This window comes from Photorhabdus luminescens subsp. luminescens (genome assembly GCF_001083805.1).
Classification (GTDB): Bacteria; Pseudomonadota; Gammaproteobacteria; order Enterobacterales; family Enterobacteriaceae; genus Photorhabdus; species Photorhabdus luminescens.
In genome coordinates this window covers 176,726-197,712 of sequence record NZ_JXSK01000002.1, presented here as the reverse complement: position 1 = coordinate 197,712, position 20,987 = coordinate 176,726, and the positions used below count along the sequence as shown (strand labels likewise).

Below are 20,987 nucleotides of genomic sequence, written 5' to 3'. Positions count from 1 at the left end.
GTTTTATCACCAAAGCCAGACTGCGGATAACGGTCACTTATTAGTCAGAATCATTGGCTTTGTCACACTTAAATTAAGAAAAGGGACAGTACGATGGATAAACGCCACAACTCGGTGGTTAGTACCACGAGTTATCTTTTAATTTACCTGACGGCAATCCAGCCGTTGCACCCGGCTATGGCCGTCGGCATAACACCGGATAACAACCGCACACAGGTACAAAATCAGGGTAATGTGCCGGTGGTGAATATTGCTACGCCGAATGAGGCAGGGATATCCCACAACACCTATCAAGAGTTCAATGTTGCTACTCAGGGGGCTGTACTCAATAACGCTACACAGGCGGCTCAGTCACAACTGGCAGGACAACTTAACGCAAACCCTAACCTGAAAGGAAAAGCGGCGGAACTGATTATTAACGAAGTCACCGGCAGTGGCCGCTCTGACCTGCAAGGCCGGTTGGAAATTGCTGGCAATAAAGCCAATGTGATGATTGCTAACCCTAACGGCATTACCTGTGATGGTTGTGGTTTTATTAATACTGCCAGCGCAACCTTGACCACCGGTAAACCCCAATTTGATAAACAGGGTGCGCTGGAAGCACTGGAAGTGAAAAAAGGCCAGATTACCATTGGCGGCAAAGGGCTGGATGGCAAGGCGACGGATTATGTCGATATCATCAGCCGGGCAGCGGAATTGAATGGAAAAATTCAGGCTAATACCCTGTCGATGACTCAGGGGGCCAACCGTATTAGCTTGAAAGACGGCACGGTTAAACCTATCGCCGGAGAAGGGGCGAAACCGCAATTAGCGGTTGATACCAAAGCCTTAGGCGGCATGTATGCCAATAAAATCCGACTGGTTGCCACTGAAGAGGGGGCTGGGGTTAATCTCACCAACCTGACCACAATCCAAGACGCTATCAGTTTAACCGCTGAGGGTAAAATTATCTTGGGGGAGGTCCACGCCAAGACGGACATCAATATCAACAGCCAAGCCATTGAAACGGTGGCACAAAGCCATGTGCAAGCGGATCAACATCTGATATTGACCACCGAAACATTGCAAAATCAAGGTCAAATCCGTGCGGGTGGTGATGTCACCATTAAAGCGACTAAACTTGATAACGTAAACCCGACCAGACGAAGTCACCCTATTATTACCGCGAATAAAAATAACAACATTACCGCTAACGAGATAAATAATGTTGGCGAGTTAAGCGCGGTACAAAATCTCACCCTGACAGGCAAAAATTTTTCAACCCAAGCGATAAAAGACAGTCAGGAGAATATCATCGGTAAACTGAGTGCTGGTGGAGATCTGACGGCTGTATTTAAAGATGGATTTAGGTTTAATTTTGATAAAGAACATTTTAAAGAGGGAAAGAAACCCACTGATCTGGCTTTAATCACCGGGAAAAACATTTCTCTCACTGCCAGAGATTTAGCGAATCGTGCGTCAATGATGGCAGAACAAAACCTAACCGTTGCCGCAGAAACAATCTATTTAGGCCAGGGGAATTTAAAAGCCGGGAACCATGTCATGCTGGAGGGAAAGTCACATCTTGATGTGAATGGCTATGATATTTCCGGTCGTGATGTCACCTTGCTAGCGAGTCGGGGGCTGCTTTCTGTTGCCTCTGGAGACGACTATACCCCGGAAGGAGTAAGGGTATTAACCACTCTTTCTGCTGATAACATATTACGCATTATCGCCGATGGTCCTATTAATATCGTAGATACCCTGATTAACCGGGCGAAAAATATCTTTTTGGCAACCAATGATAAGCTTGAGATTTATGCCTCTGGAGATTTAATTGATTTTAATGATGAGCGGAGTCCACTCAATGACAGCGCTAAACAAGCATTAATTAATCAGCGTCTGCGCCAACTCAGCCAATTGCAAGCGGATGAAAATATTGAGATCCATGCAGGAAAGATTGTCGATCTGAGAAGCATTCCCTTGACGGCAGGGAAGGATATCACGCTGACCAGTGGCGGCACGCTTGATATAAGTAAAATAACAGCAGAGGCCCCCTATGAATATGAAAATGAACATGGAGATGGCTATAAAAAACATGATGAATATGAAAATGCCAGTGACGAGGAAGACGAACAATCTTACCCACAATTTCAATTCCCAATAGCGAAAAGTGTCATTACTGCCGGCAATAATTTAACCCTGAATGCTGGCGGTGACATTATTGACACTGAGGCGACGTTGTCGGCAAAAGGGACAACGACAATCGCCAAAAACAATGCAGAATTACACTCACCTGAAGGAAAGTATAATTCAGTTGAAGGAAAATATACGCCGGTGACTTCTGCGCTGATTAAAAGTGCGTTAAGGCATGGTCCTGAACTGACAATGAACTTCTCCGAAATAGAAGGAGAAGTACCGGGAATTAAACTTGCGGATAAACAAACGCGAATTACCTCGAAAAACAATCGTCCTATTATTCATATTGCGGCGCCTAACGCTCGTGGTGTTTCACATAACCGTTATCAGGCGTTTAATGTTGGCACTTCGGGACTGGTATTGAATAATGCGACACATGATGTGCAGTCTCTACTGGCAGGACAAATTGGCGCGAATCTGAACTTTAAAGGCCAATCGGCTGAACTGATTATTAATGAAGTCGTGGGGGCTTTTGCTTCAAATCTGCAAGGGCTGTTGGAAGTCGCAGGGCAGAAAGCTAATGTCTTCATCGTCAACCCGAACGGCATGATTTGTAATGGCTGCGGCTTTATCAATACTCCGGCTGTCACCTTATCGACCGGTAAACCGGTGTTTGATAAAGACGGGGCGTTAGCGGCCTTGGAAGTGAAAAAAGGCGCCATCACCTTGGGTGAAAAAGGGCTGGATGCGACGGCACAGGATAATGTCGATATCATCAGCCGGACCACTAAGCTTAACGGTAGACTACAGGCGAAAAACCTGACATTGACACAAGGCCCCAACCGGATTGATTTCAAACGCGGGACGATTGTCCCGATTACCGGGGAAGGTTATACCCCCTGGGAAGCAATTGATACCGGGTCATTGGGGGGAATGTATGCCCATAAAATCCGTCTGGTGAGTACCGAGCCGGGTAAGGCTGTCAATCTCACCAACCTGACGGCAACGCAAGGCGATATCAGTGTGACCGCCGGTGGTAAGGTTACTCTGGGGGATGTGCAGGCCAAAACGGACATAAACATGCGCGGTAAAGGCATTGCAATGGCGGAGCAGAGCCATATGCAAGCCGGTCAACATCTGACATTGACCGCCGATACCTTGCAGAATCGGGGACGAATTCGTGCCGCCGGCGATGTCGCCATTAAAGCGAAAGCATTGTCTTTAAATGGGGGAAATGTCAACGCCGGGAACCATGTCCTGCTACAGGGCGAGAACAGTTTTACGATGCGTGGCGCGGATATTTCCGGTCTTAACATTACCTTGATTTCCAACGGTTATAGTACTGCTGTTTTACCTGGCGGCAGTGACACGCCGAAAGGCACACGGGCATTATCCCTTATTTCTGCGGTTAATACGTTGCGTATTTTGTCTGAACGCGGAATATCTCTTTCAGATACGTTAATTAGCCGGGCAAAAAATATCTTTGTGGCGAGTAATGAGTGGATTGGTATTAATCAACATTTGGCAGCGGATGAAAATATTGATCTTCACGCTGGTGGCGGGATAAATTTGGCTGGCATTTCCCTGACCGCAGGGAAAGATATTAGCCTAACCAGTGGTGGTTCGCTTTATGTTGGTAATGTCACCGCCGGCAACAATTTAACCTTGATTGCCGGCGGCAATATGGCGGAGACAACATTATCGGCAGAAGGGACGGCCGCAGTCGCCAAAAATAGCCCCGCGTTGTACTCAGCCGACGGAAAATATACCCCGGTGACTTCTGCATTGATTGACCTCGCATTAGGCAATGCCCCCCAACTGGCCATCAATATCCCAGAAATAGCCGGTGGAATACCCGGGATTCAACTTGCGGATAAACGAGCGCGAATTGCCGTGAGAAATAACCTGCCTGTTATCCATATTGCGGCCCCTAATTCCCGCGGGGTTTCACATAACCGTTATCAGGAGTTTAATGTTGGGGCTTCAGGGCTGGTGTTAAATAACGCTACTGATGCTACCCAATCCGTACTGGCGGGACAAATTGGGGCAAATCCTCACTTCAACGGCCAATCGGCTGAGTTGATTATTAATGAAGTGGTGGGGACTTTAGCCTCAAATCTACAGGGCCTGTTGGAAGTGGTGGGGCAAAAAGCCCCGGTCTTTATCGCTAACCCGAACGGCATAACCTGTAATGGTTGTGGTTTTATCAATACCCCGGCGGTCACCTTATCGACCGGGAAACTGGTGTTTGATAAAGCGGGAGCATTAGCGGCTTTAGAAGTGAAAAAAGGCGCCGTCACCGTTGATGAAAAGGGGCTGGATGCAACGGCGCAGGATGATGTCGATATCATCAGCCGGACCACTAATCTTAACGGTAGACTACAGGCGAAAAACCTGACATTGACACAAGGGCCCAACCGGATTGATTTCAAACGCGGGACTCTTGTCCCCATTGCCGGGGAAGGTTATACCCCCTGGAGAGCGATTGATACCGGATCACTGGGGGGCATGTATGCCAATAAAATCCATCTGGTGAGTACCGAGCCGGGTAAGGCTGTCAATCTGACCAACCTGACCGCAACGCAGGGCGATATCCGTTTGACCGCTGATGGCGAGATGACGCTGGGAAATATACAGGCCAAAACCGATATCACCGTAAGCAGTAAAGGCATTAAAACGGCGGAACAGAGTCAGATTCAGGCAGGGAAAGATATTACGCTTGCTGCGAACACATTGGACAACCGGGGTAAGATTATCTCCGAAGGGGATATGCGGTTGTTTATTGACCTTTTATACAATCAGAATAAGGGGCTGATTCAGGCCAATAATCATCTCTGGTTGCAAAAAGATGCGAGCGGTAATCTCAGTACCGGGATTAATAACATTTCAGCGACGTTGAAAACCAATAATGGCGATATCGTTATTCGTACAAAAGCATTCAGTCATGACAGTCAGGCTAACCTTGTTTCAGGGGCGAATGCTTATATCAATGCGACCAAGTTGGATAACAGCCAAAGCCAGTTTCAGGCGCAGAAAAATCTTATCTTAACCGGTCACGACTTTAATAACGGGATGGACGGTAAACTCTCAGCCGGTCTGAATGTGGTGGCTGATTTTATTGATAAATTCAACGGAACTGCGTTCATATCGGCGAAAAATATTCTGCTTCATGCCGGTGACATTATCAGCATGGGATACCTCAAAGCGGAAAATGATCTGTCAGTCATCGCCGAACGTAGAATTAATGCCCACGAAAATAAACTGGCGGCCAAGAGAAATCTGACCTTGATTGCGGGTAAAGATATTGACGCCTTTCAAGCCGAATTGAAGGGAGAAAATGTTGAACTGCTGACGCACGAAGGCGACATTCGGATGAGTGGGGATTGTTCTCGTATTTCGGCCGGCAATAATTTGCAGATATTCGCGAATCACAAGCTGGATCTCTATGGTCTTTTGTTCGATAAATCAAACAACATAACGTTAAATGCGGGTCGTGAAATTGATGCCAGCCAAGTTAAATTGGCGGCACAGAAAAATCTGACACTCATTGCAGGCAAAGATATCACTGCCCGTCAAATCGAGCTGAAAGGGGAAAATATAGAGCTTCTGGTGCGTGAAGGTGATATTCGGATGCCGATGGGAGGGGATGATTCTCGTATTTCGGCCAGCAATAATTTGCAGATGTTCGCGAGTCACAAACTGAATCTCCAGGGTATTTTATTCGATAAAGCAAACAATATTACGTTAAATGCGGGTCATGAAATTGCTGCCGACCGGGTTAAATTAGAGGCGAATAACAATCTGACATTAATTGCGGGCAAAGATATCACCGCCGGTCGGGCCGAGTTAAAGGGGGAAAATGTAGAGCTTCTGGTGCGTGAAGGCGATATCCAAATGGGATGGAATCGGTCTAATGAATCATTACCCTCAATTTCGGCCAATAATCATTTGCGAATTTCAGCGGGCAACGATCTGGATCTCTTCGGTATCCAGTTAAATAAATCCCGTCATCTTACATTAAGTGCGGGCCGTAACCTGAATGCCCGGCAGGGGAAATTGAACGCTGCGGGTAATATTCATCTGTTTGCGGGAAATGATTTAATTTTGCGCAGAGCGCGAATCAATGCCGGGCAACAAGTCATGCTTAGTGCGGGTCACGATATCGATATGTCTCGTCCTAATACGCCAGAGAGCCTGTTTTATTTATCCGAATTATATGGATTGGACAAACTCACTGAATTAAAAGAACGGATGACCCCGGTTGATCTATCCGAATTAGGCACACAAATCACCGCCGGTGATCACCTGCAACTCAGTGCGGGGGGCGATATCGCGGGTATTGCGAAATTAACATCGACGCAGGGGAACGTCTCGGTTAACGCCGGCCGGGATTTACTGCTCTCTGCCCAGAAATATTCGCCGATTAATGATGGTGATAAACACTACCTTTATGCGACCAGTTCTATCAATGCTGCCAAGAATCTCACCTTAGTTGCAGCAGGCAACCTGCTAACCTCTGGAACCCGTTTGACATCCGGCAATGATATGTTGCTTTCCGCGGGTGGAAATGTGCGCTTTGAATCGCGACAAGAATTTATCCGCGAGGGGAATATTGAGCGCTTTACGCAACATGCCAGCCGGCTGAATAGTGGCGGCGCATTAACTATGCGTTCCCAAGGCAGTATTTTATTCCAGGCGACGGAGTTAATCGCCAAAGGCGTGATGGATATCGCGGCAACCGGCGGCTTTCTTTATGCGCAAGCAATGGAAGAAGTCTATAGGCGGGAAGAAACGGAGAAAAGCTGCAAAGGTTTTGGTCCCATAAAATCGTGCAAAGTATTTGGTTCTAAGACAGAGCATAAAATACAAATCAAGAATACCAACAAAGTCACGGAATTTACTGCCGGTGGTGATATTAACCTGATGGCAAAAGATGAAGTGACATTAGAAGCGAGTCGAATAGAAACCGATAAAAACGCGAAAATCACCAGCCAGACCGGGAAGGTGAACTTCAAGGCGATGCCAAATATTGATTTTGAGCAGACCCTCACCACATCAAAAGGCTTTTTTATTACGCAGCACGATAAAGGTCACCGTGAGGAGACATGGATAATCCCGTCAGTGCATGTTGGCGGTACGCTGACGGTGGAGGCGGCGAAAGGCATCAGTGCGGATGTGAAAGTGAAAGAGGGGCAGTTACTGGAAGACGCGTTAGGGGTACTGAGTAACACCCCCGGTACGGAGTGGTTGAAAAATCTTCAAGACCGCAATGATGTCCAGTGGAATCGGGTTAAGGACGCTTACAGCAGTTGGGACAAAAAAAGTGAAAGCTTAAACCCCGTTGCGGGGGCAGTGATTGCGATTGCTGTCGCTGCGGTCACGGCGGGTTCGGGCTTGGCTGCTTGGGCGGGAAGCGGCGCCGTGGGAGCGACAGGGGCCACAGGAGCCACGGCGAGCGCGGTTTATGGGGCGGCTTATGGCGGTATGATAGGGTTGACCTCTCAGGCGGCGGTGGCGTTAGTTGAAAATAAAGGGGATCTCACCAAAACACTGGCCGCTTTAGCGAAGCGCGATGCCGTCAAATCCCTCGTGACCCAAATAGCGGTGGGCGGCGCATTAGGGGGACTAGACCACACGATGGGCTGGGGAAAATTAGTGGAGGGAAAAGGCGTTGTCTATCCTGTAAAAGCGAAGCTTCCCTTATTGAGTAACAATAACTGGAGTCAGGTGGCCCAGCGTGTCGCGGCGCAATCCGTCGTGAGCTCAACCATAGGCACCGCTATTAACGGGGGCAGTTTTACGGATAATCTGCAAGCGGCGTTGTTGAGTAATGTGGGTAACCAGATTAACGCGGAAGGCGCCAGGTTGATTGGTGATAATGGGGAGATTTTAGGCCATTCAGGAAAAATGTTAAGCCATGCGGTTGTGGCAGGCATTAGCGCTGAAATCGCCGGTGGGGATGCCAAAGGGGCTGCTGTGGGCGCGCTGGCGGCTGAATTAGCCGCCATCACAATGGAAAGCAGGCTATTTGAACCGGCGTATAAGAATGAAACAGAGCGACAAATCCATAAGCTTCAGGAAGCGCTGACGGGTAATGAAGGTAAGGCCCAGACGGCTAAATTTATCGGAGCGTTATCAGGCGCCCTGATTAGCCATACCCCGGAAGGCGCTTATAGTGCGGCAAACAGCGCGGAGCTTGTCTATCGTAATAACATGACTGAGCATATGTTGTATCAGTTATCGGTAGATAATCAAAAAGATATATTAGCGGCAAAAAAAGGGGATAAAGCTGCGGAAGAGCGTGTTATTGCGCGACGGAATGCAGCGATTGCCGTCACCGCCGTGGCGGCAGGCGGCTATGCTCTGGTTTATGGCGGTCATATACTGATTGCGGGTTCGGCTGAAATGGCAACGGCAGGGCGTGTTGCGCTGGAAGGCTGTAAAACGAATCCGGCGCTGTGCCTGAATAACGTGGGGATTTTTGTTGCTGATGCGGTTGCGCCGGAAGCGGCAGTTGGGACGGGTGTTTTGGCGGCTGGAGCGGTAAAAGTATTAGGTAACAGCAAAGAAGGTGCGAAGGATCTGGCAGAAGGATTGAGTCATGCCTCAAAACCGCTGTTAAGTAATGCTAAACCTGATACCCATGCCGTAGCTAGCTTGATTGAAAAAGAAGCGTTGTATATGGAGCGCAACTTGGCAACAGCGGCGGAAGCTGCGGCGGTAAAAACAGAAACTGTAGCGGTTGATGCAACTAAAAATATACGTAATGAACCTATTGCCCAAAAAATAGACACAGAGAGGTTTGGCAAATTAGGGTTAACTGAACTTGCTAAAACAGGAACTAAAATTGATCCGGCTGCTAAAGCAGGAGATTTAACTGTTGCTGGTAGAGCCTTGCAGAAACATGGTAGCCGAGAGGGGAGTGCATTCCCTGTTGCTAAAGGAAGTCCAGCACAGATTAATCAACAAGGACAAAAAATCTTGGAGGGAATAATCAAATCGCCAGGAGCTAAGGTCCAAGAGGGCAATCGTTTTGGTGGTTTTGATATAATAGCATCGGATGGTCGCGGGGCCAGATTCGATCCTCAAGGTAACTTCCGTGGATTTTTGGAGCCATAATGAATAATAGACATCAACTAAAAATTGTCGTAGCAAGCGATGTAGATTATGAATATTTGATCGCTGAAATTTATTGTAATGGAGAATTTTTTGCTCTCTTGCAACAAGAAGAGGGAATTGAAAATATTAAGGTAGAATTTTCTCCTAATGCTAGAACTATTGATCTTGATTGGCTTCAAGATGCTTTATCAAAAGCAAAAGAACATTTATTGAATAAATAAACTGGTCCCTGCTTTGCGTCGGGCTGTTGTTGGTCAGGTATAAAACTGCACAGTGGGGGAATTATTGAGTGTAATTAGAAAAAGGCGTATTCATGGTCAGACTTTACGGCAGAGAAATTACTGTTGATGGATGGTAACTGGAAATTAAACCCCCGCGTGCATGAACTGACCCAAAAAATTGGATAGGTTACATTAGGCAGTTAATGATACCTGAGTCTGGAACTCCACCGGACTCAGGCAATTTAACTTGGAGCTTATTCTTTCATGGTTGTCATAGTGGGTGTATTTTGAATGCTACGGGCAATATTAATCATATGATTTAATTTTGCGAAGAGTTTGAATCAGTGCCGGACAACAAGTTACGCTTAGCGGGTCACGATATTGATCTATTTCGTCCCAATGTACCGGAAGCATCAGAGAGTCTGTTTCATTTATCCAGCTTATATGGATTAGACAAACTGTTTGAATTAAAAGAGCGGATGACCACGGTTGATTTATCCGAATTGGGCACGCAAATATCGTAATAACATGACTGAGCATATGTTGTATCAGTTATCGGTAGATAATTAAAAAGATATATTAGCGGCAGAGAAAGAGGATAAAGCTGCGGAAGAGCGCGTCGTTGCGCGACGGAATGCAGCGATTGCCGTGGCGGCAGGCGGCTAGCTTATCACAAAAATTATCCACGTTTGATATTTTCTATAAAGTAGTGCCATCATGACGTCATAATGGCAAAAATTGCGTTTAAAATGCTCCGAATGTGCTTGCATTTTCTTCGTTCTTCATCTAAATCTGGAGCATCCTTTTTGAGAAACGGGTTTGCTTAGTCAATATTAAACGTATTACACTAAATTCTATACAGTCTGTATATGGGGTGAGTCTCTGAGGTGACAGAGGGGAAGAAAAATGAGATTACGTTGCATGGCTTATCGTCAGGGTGAGGTATATGTAGCCGCCTGCTTAGATCTGTCTTTAGCGGCGCAGGGTGATAATATAGAAGAAGCAATAAATAAGCTTGAAGCCCAGATTGAAGATTATCTTGAAGAAGTGAGAGCGGAGCCTCAGTACGCTAAACAAATGCTAAGTCGAAAAGCGCCACTATCAATGTGGATTAAATATTGGCGGATTGCCTTTCGAATTTTCATGAATAGAGAAGACAGCGGTATGGCTAAAGTTTTTAATGAACAGTGCGAACCGGCTTGACATAGGGCTGCGCCATGTTTTTTAAAAAATTAACGCCATTGAAATATGCGGAAGTTATCAAAGGGCTTACTGCACTTGGTTTTGAGATGAAACCCAAAAAGGGCACATCTCATGAGCAGTGGATTAGGAAAACAGAGGGCGGGAAATGGCTGGTAACGGTCGATAAACATCACGCCCCGTTTTCCAGAGACCTTATAAAATCAATGGCTAAACAGGCTGGTATCAGCGCAAAAGAGTTTCACTCATTATGTAAAGGTGTGATTAGCGTTGAGCAAGTGCACGCTGAGAATTCAGAGTAAGCAACTTATTATAGTTTAATTTATCAACACTAAAAAATTTTCTTACGCCGCTTAACTGAGGAGGTGGTTTTTTACTATCCGTTTTCCCCAAGGAATAAGCATTAATAAAATCAACCCTTGTTTTTCATTTTTCACTGATGGCTATTATAATAGATGGGTTTTAGACTATTATTAAAAATCATCGTCTTAACTCCTGGGTTAACTGGTATAAAGTTTTAACGATGGTTTTTTACCTCTTTTTACCCCATTTTTTATTACATTATTTTGATGGTCTGCTTCGTAAAATAATGGAAATAAATCACTTTAATATCAGACTGTATGAATAATATTATTTTACTTATTGAGTTAAACTTACCCTTTATATAAAAGCTTTAATTTCTCTGTATTCTCACTTTTAAATAATCATGGCAGAGCAAATGAATGTAAAATAAGTGAATAATAGTATCGCCGCTATATATATTAAATTTGAAAGTGAAAAAGCTTTTTTTAATCACACGATACCTTTTAAAAACGGGTGTTAATGAAATTCTGGTTTTCTTAACCCTTAGTTTAATCATTACCGATAAAAATGAGTTTACTATCGCCGAAAAAGAGAAATATAAGTAAAAAGAAAAAGTGAACAATGTTAAAAACATAATGTGCTTGCTCTTTTTTCCTGATTTTAAAACCACATTGACAGATAAAAAACGGATTTTCTTCACAAGATTAAAGGCATTAAAAACAGGGTTAAACTCCTCTGATGGCAGCAAAATGCCATTCTCATGCAGACTGCCAGTACAAACTTTCTCGTTTTATTATTGAGGAGAACTCAGCAGTGATAGTTGAGACGTTAAAAATCAATCATCTGAAATGTGCATGTTCACCATGTTCACGTTGATCATAAATAATCACTAATATAATAATCAATTATGACATAATAACTCATGTATTCTAGTCTATATTGGTGAAAGTTGATATAAAATATAAATTTAAAAAAACACCTTTCTTGAGAATTTTTGTTTTTTTATTGAAGAATAAAAGTCATTTAGAATATTGTTCCCCGTAACAATTTAAATTTAAATTGTTTTTATTTTATACTGAAAATATTTATATGGTTTTTTTGTTTATAATATAAGATGAAATTTATTTGACAGTTTTGTATTTGATGATTATTGTTCTTTCCTGATTTACAGATGTTATTTCAGATATAATAATATCTCTTGTTATTATTTATTTTAAATATAAATGGCATTTTGTGATGCTGCTCAATTTATTGTTTTTATTGTGGATTTTTATTTTCTCAAATTAATTAATATGGGTGATTATATTTGACTGATAATAAATTTAAACTGTTTCTAATGTAATGGTTTGTTATTGCATATTTGTTTTTAGATTTAGTGCAAATCTGAGAGTGATTCGTCATTTTAATTACTGATGAACACAGGGTTATTTTTTTTACAATTGATGTAAAGCAGTAAAAATATTCTCACTATAGAGGATGATAATTATTTTCCGTAGTTGTTGACAAAATATTTAAAATAAATTGGCCACAGGCCATATAGGAGTAAATAAGTGAAATACGATTTTATTGTTGTTGGTTCAGGGGCAATTGCAGGTTCAATCGCCTATGAGCTGGCAAGCAGAAATCTTTCGGTTTGCAGGGTTGGAGAGACTGACCGAACCAATGCTGCCTCTAAAGCTGCCGGTGCAATGAATGGTTGTTTTGGCGAAATTACCAGTGGCTTATTAGCGAGCGAACACGGTAAGTTGAAATTGAATATGGATTGTATTTCCAGAGAGCTTTGGCCGGCTTGGGCGCAACGGTTAGCTGACTCTTCCGGTGATGCCCGATCGCTGTTTACCGCTAAAGGCACTCACGTGATACTGAACACTGCCGGGATGGAAGAGATTGACAGTGTCAATTATGACGCTATCGAGCAAACCTTGATCGATTATGCGGCGCCTTATGAAACCGTTGACCCGCGTGAAATTGAGTGGTTAAAGCCCAACGACTTAGTGCGTCCGCTGCGTGCTTTGTACATTCCTGATGAGCATGCGCTGAACTCGCATTTATTGCTGGAAAAGCTGGATGCGGCATTTGTGGCCGAGGGTGGGGTCCTTAAAGCAGAGAATATTAAATGTGTGCTAATCGAAGATGGTTTAGCTACAGGCGTTGAACTGCTGAGTGGTGAGCGTTTAATGGCAGATAAGGTGGTTGTGGCTGCTGGCGCGCATTCGTTAGATCTGTTATCAAATATACCTTCTATTGTTCGCCAAATTCCGCCAATCTTTGCCGGCTATGGGGTATCCATTCTGGTCAAGATGCCAAAAGGCAGAGAATTGCCGACCTCAGTCATCCGTACCCCTAACCGGGCATTTGCTTGTGGGCTGCATTGTGTACCACGCGGTGATGGCGTGCTGTACCTTGGAGCGACCAATATTCTGTCTGAAAAGCCCCGCAGTCAGGCACTGATTTCTGATGTGCAGTTCTTGTTGGATTGTGCGTTAGATCAGTTGGATATTAACTTACATGATGCTGAGATCCTTTCAATTCAGGTTGGCAACCGGCCAATTCCGGCTGATGGGTTCCCGTTGATTGGCGAATGTGGCGTGAATGGCCTTTGGCTGGCTACCGGGACTTACCGTGATGGCTTACATCAATCGCCATTATTAGCGGATTATATCGCTAATGCTTTGACGGGAGTGGAAAATACACGCATTAATCTTGATGATTTTAATCCAGTTCGTCCTCCGTTAGTGGGTTTCTCCCGTGAAGTGATGGCTAAAGAGACCGCCCAACAAATGTTTGCTACCGGTTACGAATATCGCTGGGATATCAAACCTTACTGGCTGCCGCTGCTAAATGAAGGGATGATGCGCAATTACCAGAATTTAATTGAGTCTCTTCATCCTCAATTCACGCCGCCGCCAGAGCTGGTTGCCTTCTCCCATATTTATGAATCCATGCGTGAACAGTTACGTAGTTACTATGAGGCATGGTCATGAGTTTAGATCAATCTGTTATTGATAAAGCCAGAGAGTTACTGTCAGAGGCCGGCGTTTGGGACGTGGAAGCCGATCTTGATTGCCTGATTGACCGTTATCTGGAAAGGCGCTGTAAAGATCGCGCTCGTGATGAATTTATGCTTGCGGTTCATGAACGCTGCAACCGGGTCCCACTTGGGCATATTGTCGGTACTGTGGATTTTGATGGCTTGCCTCTGACGGTGGGAACGGGGGTATTTATTCCGCGTCCTCATAGCCAGGTTATTCATAAGTGGTTGGAGAATGACTATCAAACGCCTCACGGGGCAGTGGTTCTGGATTTATGCTCCGGTAGTGGCGCCATCGGTTTAGCCATTGCGAAACGTCGCCCGGATTTAAAGGTCACTTGTGTCGAATATGATGATGTGGCTTTTCAATACCTGACGCGCAATATCTATCGGTTGGCGAATTGGGCGATTAAAGCCGATGCATTAAAAGCAGATTTGCGGGATTGGCAAGCATTTTCTCAATTTAACGAATCGGTGGCGTTGATTGTGGCTAATCCCCCTTATGTGCCAGAACAGCAGGAAATATTGCCGGAATGGGAGGAGCATCATCCTTATGCGTCGGTGTATTCGGGGGATGATGGGCTTGACTTAACTCGGTTGATTATAAAACAAGCCAAGCAGCTACTGCAATCAGAGGGTTGGTTAGTCATTGAACATGGTGAAAGTCAGGAAGAGTGTGTCAGAGCATTATTTTCAGATGCGGGTTTTTCCTTGGTACGAACCATTATTGATGAAGATATTTCTGACACAACGGGCAGTTCGGTAATCACTGTTGGTTGTAAGCGCATTTGAACTTAGACAGTTGGAATCTAAATAATGAATGTAGAACACAAGCAGGATTGGATGACAATTCGCCGGTCACGGACAACCGGCGCTTTAGCACAGGCTATCGATGAAGGTTTGACTAGTTTCACTGTAGTAGAGCGTCAAGGTAAGCAAATTACGACACAGGAAGGAGAAATCTTTACTGAATTTGTTTCCTGTTCTTATTTAGGATTAGAACATCATCCTGTCTTAATTGAAGCGGCAAATCAGGCAATGTCCCGCACAGGGATACATTTGTCATCGTCCCGTGGTGCGATGCGGCCACAGTATTTGGGGCAATTAGAGAAACTGTTGGAAGAGATTTATCCGGGTGGTTCTGTTGCTGTGTTTACTTCTACCAGTAATGTTCACCTTGGTGTATTACCGTTATTGGGTAGTGGCTCTTTACCGAGTTATCCCCTTTCCCGGCCTGTGCATTGGTTGATGGACAAAACAGCTCATGCTTCTATGCAGGTACTACGAGGTATTCTTGAACAGTTTGGACCGGTATCGCGGGTCGATAGTGCTGATCCGCAGTCGATACAGCAAGCTTTGCAGCAGTGCGAGGAGGATCAGCGTACTCCTGTTCTGCTGATTGATGGTATTGGTTCAATGAATGGTTTGATTCCGGTTGCCGCGTTAACTCGACAATTGGCCGCTGCCGGAGGTTATGTCTATGTCGATGATGCTCATGGTATTTCCATTATGGGGCGTCATGGCGCCGGTTATGCTTTTGCTGCGCTTGACCATATTCTGCCAGCCAACCTCATACTTGCAGGCTCATTATCCAAAGCGTTTGGCGGCGCGGGCGGGTTTGTCGTGGTTGCAGGCGCCGATGATGTCGAAGTGATCAGTACCTTAGCGAATCCTCTGGTTTTTGGTCATTCGATTATGGTGCCGATGTTGGCAGCTAACGTTGCCTCAGCAAAACTTCACCTTAGCCTTGAAATAGAAATCCGGCAGGAGCAGTTGTGGAAAAACATCGATCTGTTTGATTCTTTAATGGATAACGGTTTGATGAATGCCGGTGTGCAATCTCCCGTCCGTGGCGCTTTATTCGAAAATGAAACGGAAGGGCTTGAAGCCGCTCGTTTGCTGCGTAACAACGGTATCTTATTATTCCCGGTATTTTATCCACTGGTCCCAGATGGCAATGCAATGTTGCGTTTTGCCTTCTCCAGTGAGCATAAGGCAAGTGAAATCAAACAATTAGCAAATACCTTATTTGAAATAAGGAAAAAAGGGTTGAATTGGGTTGAACCACAAGCGGTAGTTCCACAGGTATAATTGACGCCAATTTATCGATAAAGAAGATCATCGAAATGAATCAGTGACGAAGATCAATATATGACTCAATCAATAATAAATAAGCAGGACATATTACAACCTTACAGGGAATCTCTGGATGTTATTAATATGCAGATTCTGGCGCTTCTTTCAGAACGAATGAAAGTCTGCATGAAAATCGCTGAGATAAAAGCGGAACAGGATATTCCGATGATGCAGCCACAACGTATTACCTCGTTATTGGATATGTTGCGGGATAAATCAACAGATTTTGGGTTACGGCCTGAATATACTGAATCAATATTTCAACTGGTAATCGAAGAAACTTGCTGTCGGGAAGAAGAATTGATTGATCAGTTGTTAAACGAGAAAGTAAAAAAATAAATGAAAATACTGCTCATTGATAATTATGATTCTTTTACGCAAAACATTGCTCAATATCTGTATGAAGTGACGGGCAGTGTGCCGTCCGTAGTCACCAATTCTTTGACTTATGAAGAGTTAGCGATAGACGAGTATGATGCGGTAGTGCTTTCTCCGGGGCCAGGGCATCCGGCTGAAAGCAGTGATTTTGGCGTCTGTGCTGAAGTTATTGCACGTGCCAAAGTTCCACTGTTGGGGATTTGTCTCGGTCATCAGGGAATTAGCCTGGCATTTGGCGGCTTTGTAGAACATGCCCCCAATCCGGTACATGGTTATCGCAGTCGCATCAGGAACACCGGAGAAGGATTATTCCTCGGTTTGCCTGAGCAGTTTGAAGTGGTCAGATATCACTCATTGATATGTACCCGGCTGCCTGACAATCTAAAATGTACTGCCTGGACTGATGATGGCTTAATCATGGCGATTGAGCACACCGAAAGGCCGATCTGGGGGGTTCAATTTCATCCTGAATCGATTGATTCTGAATATGGGCGTGAGCTACTCAGTAATTTCGTGCGTATAGCGGAGATGTATAAAGAGAATAACAAACAGGAAGTTGCCGCCCAGAATATATGCACTGATGTCAATGAAGCCTATCTTGCGGTAGGCGGAAGACAATATCTCAAGCTGAATTATCGTGAATGTGAGGAGATAGTCGATCCTGAATCCTTGTTTATTCAACGTTATGGCAACGATACACACGCTTTCTGGCTTGATAGTGAAAATTCCGATAGACCTAATACCCGCTTCTCAATGATGGGAAGCGGTAATGAACAGGGCGCTGTCAGACTTGAATACCGTGTACAGACTGAGAGTTTGCGGTTGACTGGCCCTGATGGCGAGAAGATTGTTCAGGGAGATTTTTTCTCGTTGATGTCTGAGTTGCTTGATATGGTGGAAATTTCGACGCCAAAATCAATGCCATTTGTATTTAAAGGCGGCTTTGTTGGTTATTTAGGATATGAATTAAAGGCGTTGACAATTGGCAGCAAAAAATATCATTCAGAACATCCTGATGCCAGCTTAATATTTACTCCGCATTTTTTTGTATTTGATCACCAACAGAATAAGCTTTATGAGTGTCTTATCTCGCCAATAGGACAGCCACAAAATTGGCCGCCGGAGCCTTCTGTGGCAATGGCAAAAAATACCGATGAAGTGATACCTGACTTTATTCCTGGCGCTGTTGATCAAAACAAAATTTGCCTGGAATATGGCGCTCAGAAGTATATAGATGGAATCCATAAATCACTTCAATACATCACAGATGGCGAATCTTGTGAAATCTGTCTGACGAATAGGGCAAAAATGGCTTATTCAGGACATCCGTTGGATGCTTATCGGCGTATGCGTCATGCCAGTCCTGTACCTTATGGCGCCTATCTGGCATGTGGGGATTTTTCTGTACTGAGCGCATCGCCAGAAACGTTTTTACATATTGATGAGACCAGAAATATTGAATCCAGACCGATTAAAGGAACCCGGCCACGGGGAAAAACGGCAGCAGATGATCAGCGCTTGCAGATGGAATTGAATCAATCCACTAAGGATAGAGCAGAAAATCTGATGATCGTGGACTTAGTGCGTCATGATCTTAATCAGGTATGTCGTCCAGGCAGTGTGCATGTACCTGAATTATTTAAGGTTGAGAGTTTTTCTTCCGTACATCAATTGGTTTCGACCATACGCGGTGAATTATGCGAAGAAACGTCATCAATGGAGGCTATCCGGGCATGTTTTCCAGGAGGATCAATGACCGGAGCGCCGAAGAAGCGCACGATGGAGATTATTGATGCTTTAGAGTCATCGGCTCGCGGTGTTTACTCCGGTGCGCTTGGATGGTTATCTTTCAGTGGTGAAGTGGAATTAAGTATTGTGATACGCACGGCTGTATTACATCAAGAATGTGCTGAATTCGGCATCGGAGGCGCAATTGTCGCTCATTCCGATCCTTATGGCGAATTTGAAGAGATATTGGTCAAAGCGAGTGTGCCCTATTTCAGCTTTAGCCATATGGCGGAGGAAGTGTGTGAATAACCATAAAGTGGTCATTCTTGGTGGAGAAGGTGCTATTGGTTCTTTATTGGCGCGCCTTTTTACTCGCTGTGGTCACATGGCTTGCAGTGTTGATAAACGAACGCAGGGAATGCGTTCTCATTGCTATCATTCTCATTACGATCAGATTGATATCTTAAATCCGGTTGCTGATGCTGGCGAGGTTTTTAGTGGGGCAAAGGCGGTAGTCTTTGCCTTACCGGAAGCGGTTGCCATACAAGCGTTGCCTTGGGTGTTGTCTGCTATTGGCGATGATGTACAGATCGTGTCAACCTGTTCAGTTCAGGCCCCTTTTTATTCTGCGTTAAGAGCTGCCGCCCCTGGGCAGCCTTTCATTGGTGTTAACCCGATGTTCTCGCCATCTTTGCCGGAGCAAAAAAGGCCGGTTGCAGTCATTCTCGATAACTGTCATGTTAGTGAACATTGGATTGAGCGGGTATTGATGCAGGCCGATATGCGTATCAGCAGAATGACGCCAGAGGAACATGATCAGGTTATGGCGCTTTGTCAGGCTTTGCCTCATGCCGCGATACTGATTTTTGGCTTAGTGCTGGCGAAAAGTCCGTTAGATATTCGTACTTTGGCAACTATTGCGCCACCGCCCATGCGTACAATGCTGGCGTTATTATCAAGGATTTTACGCAATCCAATAGAAGTGTACTGGGACGTTCAATATGAAAATCCGATGGCTGCCGAATCTCGTCAGGGGTTGCTGCATGCCATACAACAGTTAGATTCGATAGTACAGGCTGGCGATCAAACTGAATTTGGCAATAACCTCAGAGATATTGCGCAACAACTGGGGGAACAGCTCGATATCAGTGCTGCTGATTGCCAGCATATTTTTTCAACGCTTGAATAATATAGGAAAGGAGTTGAGGGGATGTCGTTAAATAGAGTTGCTGAGGCTAACGGGCGGGCAGGACTCAGAAATTGGCTGGGATTGCTGATATTGATGTTACCAGTATTGTTGGTGACGGTGGACAATACGATCTTAAGCTTTGCTTTACCAAAAATTGCGGAAGCTCTGGGGCCCAGTGCAAGCCAGCAATTATGGATAATTGATGCTTATTCATTGGTATTGGCTGGTTTGTTGGTATCAATGGGGAGTATCGGCGATCGTGTTGGCCATCGTTCATTACTGTTATTTGGATCTTTGGGATTCACTGTTATTTCGGTGTTCACCGCACTGTCAACTTCACCTGAACAATTGATTATAGGACGAGCCGCACTTGGATTTTTTGGTGCGATGCTGATGCCTTCAACTTTGGCGTTGATCAGCACTCTTTTTGAGGATCGTGAACAGCGTCGAGTGGCTGTCGCTATTTGGGCGACGACATTAACTATCGGTTCGGCTTTAGGTCCCGTAGTCGGTGGTGTGTTATTGCAGTTCTTCGATTGGAGTTCAATTTTCCTATTGGCAGTACCGGTATTAGTACCATTGCTGATCTTCGGACCAATGTTATTGCCTGAGTCCGATAAAAAGCAGACCGGCATTATCGATGTGTATAGCGTTCTATTATCGATCATCGCTATGGGGGGTATTGTTTACGCGATTAAACACCTTGCCAGTGATGGGTTTGAAATAAGTGTCATACTCGAACTGTCGGTTGGTCTTATTGCTGGTGTGCTATTTGTTCGCCGACAACAGCGTCTGCCTGTGCCGTTAATGGATCTTTCCCTGTTCCGTAATGGTATGTTTACCGGTTCGGTTATTGTTAACTTACTGAGTTTGGCATTGCTGGTGGGTTTTGTCTTTTTTGCCACACAGGTTTTGCAAATCGTACTCGGTATGGAGCCGATTTTGGCTAGCCTGGCACTGGTTCCCGGACAAATTATGGCAATTGTGATGGGTATGGCGATAGTACCCATTGCTCAACGGGTGCCGGCTCATTATCTGGTGCCAATTTTGCTGAGTATTGCAGGTATTTCATTTCTTCTGGTCGCGAGTATTGGTAGTGATTTAGTCACTCTAATTGTTGCTTTCGCATTATTAGATATTAGTGTGGGAGCCATTGCTTCGGTGTCTAATGATTTGGTGCTTTCATCAGTACCCTCCTCTAAAGCAGGAGCGGCATCATCAATAAGCGAAACGGCTTATGAAGTGGGGGTTGTACTTGGTACGACGATTTTGGGGGGATTGGTCACCGCCTTCTATCGTATAACCTTACAATTGCCGAATGAGGTCTCTCAGGAACAGGCTGGATTGGCTTTAGAGACGTTAGCAGGAGCTTACGTTGTTGCGAACTCATTAGCTGAATCAGAAGGGCAGAAACTGATGGCAGCGGCATCGGAATCATTCACCAGCGCTATTCATATGATGAGCTGGATGACGGCAATATTAACCGCAGGAGTGGTATTGCTTGCCTGGCGTTTGCTGAAAGCTCCGCAGAAAGAACAGGCGCTTGAGTATTGATAATTTGACG

The 20,987-nt window shown here is 44.9% G+C and carries 12 protein-coding genes and 1 pseudogene; all 13 read left to right on the top strand.

Features of this window, described 5'->3' with window-relative positions; genetic code table 11:
- Positions 1-93 precede the first annotated feature (93 nt).
- Positions 94-6,555, top strand: a pseudogene (locus TI10_RS05750) (filamentous hemagglutinin N-terminal domain-containing protein); the annotation flags it as partial.
- Positions 6,556-6,663: 108 nt separating this feature from the next.
- Positions 6,664-9,237 carry a DUF637 domain-containing protein gene (locus TI10_RS26580; protein WP_394298757.1) on the top strand — a complete coding sequence of 858 codons (2,574 nt, stop codon included), beginning with the start codon at positions 6,664-6,666 and terminating at the stop codon, positions 9,235-9,237.
- Positions 9,237-9,458, top strand: a complete 222-nt coding sequence (locus tag TI10_RS05745) for a hypothetical protein (RefSeq protein WP_049582331.1) — start codon at positions 9,237-9,239, stop codon at positions 9,456-9,458. Before TI10_RS26580 ends, TI10_RS05745 begins: the two co-directional genes overlap by 1 nt.
- A gap of 344 nt (positions 9,459-9,802) precedes the next feature.
- The gene (locus TI10_RS05740; RefSeq protein ID WP_049582330.1) at positions 9,803-9,982 is read left to right on the top strand and encodes a hypothetical protein; all 180 of its coding nucleotides are present in this window, start codon (positions 9,803-9,805) and stop codon (positions 9,980-9,982) included.
- A 382-nt stretch (positions 9,983-10,364) separates the two neighbouring features.
- The gene (locus TI10_RS05735; RefSeq protein ID WP_049582329.1) at positions 10,365-10,661 is read left to right on the top strand and encodes a type II toxin-antitoxin system HicB family antitoxin; all 297 of its coding nucleotides are present in this window, start codon (positions 10,365-10,367) and stop codon (positions 10,659-10,661) included.
- Between the two features lie 14 nt (positions 10,662-10,675).
- On the top strand, positions 10,676-10,960 hold the full coding sequence (locus tag TI10_RS05730) for a type II toxin-antitoxin system HicA family toxin (RefSeq protein ID WP_049582328.1): 285 nt from the start codon (positions 10,676-10,678) through the stop codon (positions 10,958-10,960).
- 1,551 nt (positions 10,961-12,511) lie between these two features.
- Complete coding sequence (locus TI10_RS05725) at positions 12,512-13,945, top strand: NAD(P)/FAD-dependent oxidoreductase (protein WP_049582326.1); 1,434 nt, start codon at positions 12,512-12,514, stop codon at positions 13,943-13,945.
- Positions 13,942-14,784 (top strand): HemK/PrmC family methyltransferase, encoded by an 843-nt coding sequence (locus TI10_RS05720; RefSeq protein WP_244161528.1) that lies wholly within the window; start codon positions 13,942-13,944, stop codon positions 14,782-14,784. Before TI10_RS05725 ends, TI10_RS05720 begins: the two co-directional genes overlap by 4 nt.
- A 24-nt stretch (positions 14,785-14,808) precedes the next feature.
- The gene (locus TI10_RS05715) at positions 14,809-16,083 is read left to right on the top strand and encodes an 8-amino-7-oxononanoate synthase family protein (protein ID WP_049582323.1); all 1,275 of its coding nucleotides are present in this window, start codon (positions 14,809-14,811) and stop codon (positions 16,081-16,083) included.
- 60 nt (positions 16,084-16,143) lie between these two features.
- Complete coding sequence (locus TI10_RS05710) at positions 16,144-16,467, top strand: chorismate mutase (protein WP_049582322.1); 324 nt, start codon at positions 16,144-16,146, stop codon at positions 16,465-16,467.
- The gene (gene pabB / locus TI10_RS05705) at positions 16,468-18,543 is read left to right on the top strand and encodes an aminodeoxychorismate synthase component I (protein WP_049582321.1); all 2,076 of its coding nucleotides are present in this window, start codon (positions 16,468-16,470) and stop codon (positions 18,541-18,543) included.
- On the top strand, positions 18,536-19,423 hold the full coding sequence (locus TI10_RS05700) for a prephenate dehydrogenase dimerization domain-containing protein (protein WP_049582320.1): 888 nt from the start codon (positions 18,536-18,538) through the stop codon (positions 19,421-19,423). The genes pabB and TI10_RS05700 overlap by 8 nt, the downstream gene beginning before the upstream one ends.
- A 21-nt stretch (positions 19,424-19,444) precedes the next feature.
- Positions 19,445-20,977, top strand: coding sequence for an MFS transporter (locus TI10_RS05695; protein ID WP_049582319.1), 1,533 nt, complete (start codon positions 19,445-19,447; stop codon positions 20,975-20,977).
- The last annotated feature ends 10 nt before the right edge of the window (positions 20,978-20,987 follow it).

Bases quoted from the DNA above. Each gene is read 5' to 3' on its own strand.
- TI10_RS26580 (WP_394298757.1), top strand. From the start codon at position 6,664: ATGTTGCTTTCCGCGGGTGGAAATGTGCGCTTTGAATCGCGACAAGAA.
- TI10_RS05745 (WP_049582331.1), top strand. From the start codon at position 9,237: ATGAATAATAGACATCAACTAAAAATTGTCGTAGCAAGCGATGTAGAT.
- TI10_RS05735 (WP_049582329.1), top strand. From the start codon at position 10,365: ATGAGATTACGTTGCATGGCTTATCGTCAGGGTGAGGTATATGTAGCC.
- TI10_RS05730 (WP_049582328.1), top strand. From the start codon at position 10,676: ATGTTTTTTAAAAAATTAACGCCATTGAAATATGCGGAAGTTATCAAA.
- TI10_RS05720 (WP_244161528.1), top strand. From the start codon at position 13,942: ATGAGTTTAGATCAATCTGTTATTGATAAAGCCAGAGAGTTACTGTCA.
- TI10_RS05715 (WP_049582323.1), top strand. From the start codon at position 14,809: ATGAATGTAGAACACAAGCAGGATTGGATGACAATTCGCCGGTCACGG.
- TI10_RS05710 (WP_049582322.1), top strand. From the start codon at position 16,144: ATGACTCAATCAATAATAAATAAGCAGGACATATTACAACCTTACAGG.
- pabB (WP_049582321.1), top strand. From the start codon at position 16,468: ATGAAAATACTGCTCATTGATAATTATGATTCTTTTACGCAAAACATT.
- TI10_RS05695 (WP_049582319.1), top strand. From the start codon at position 19,445: ATGTCGTTAAATAGAGTTGCTGAGGCTAACGGGCGGGCAGGACTCAGA.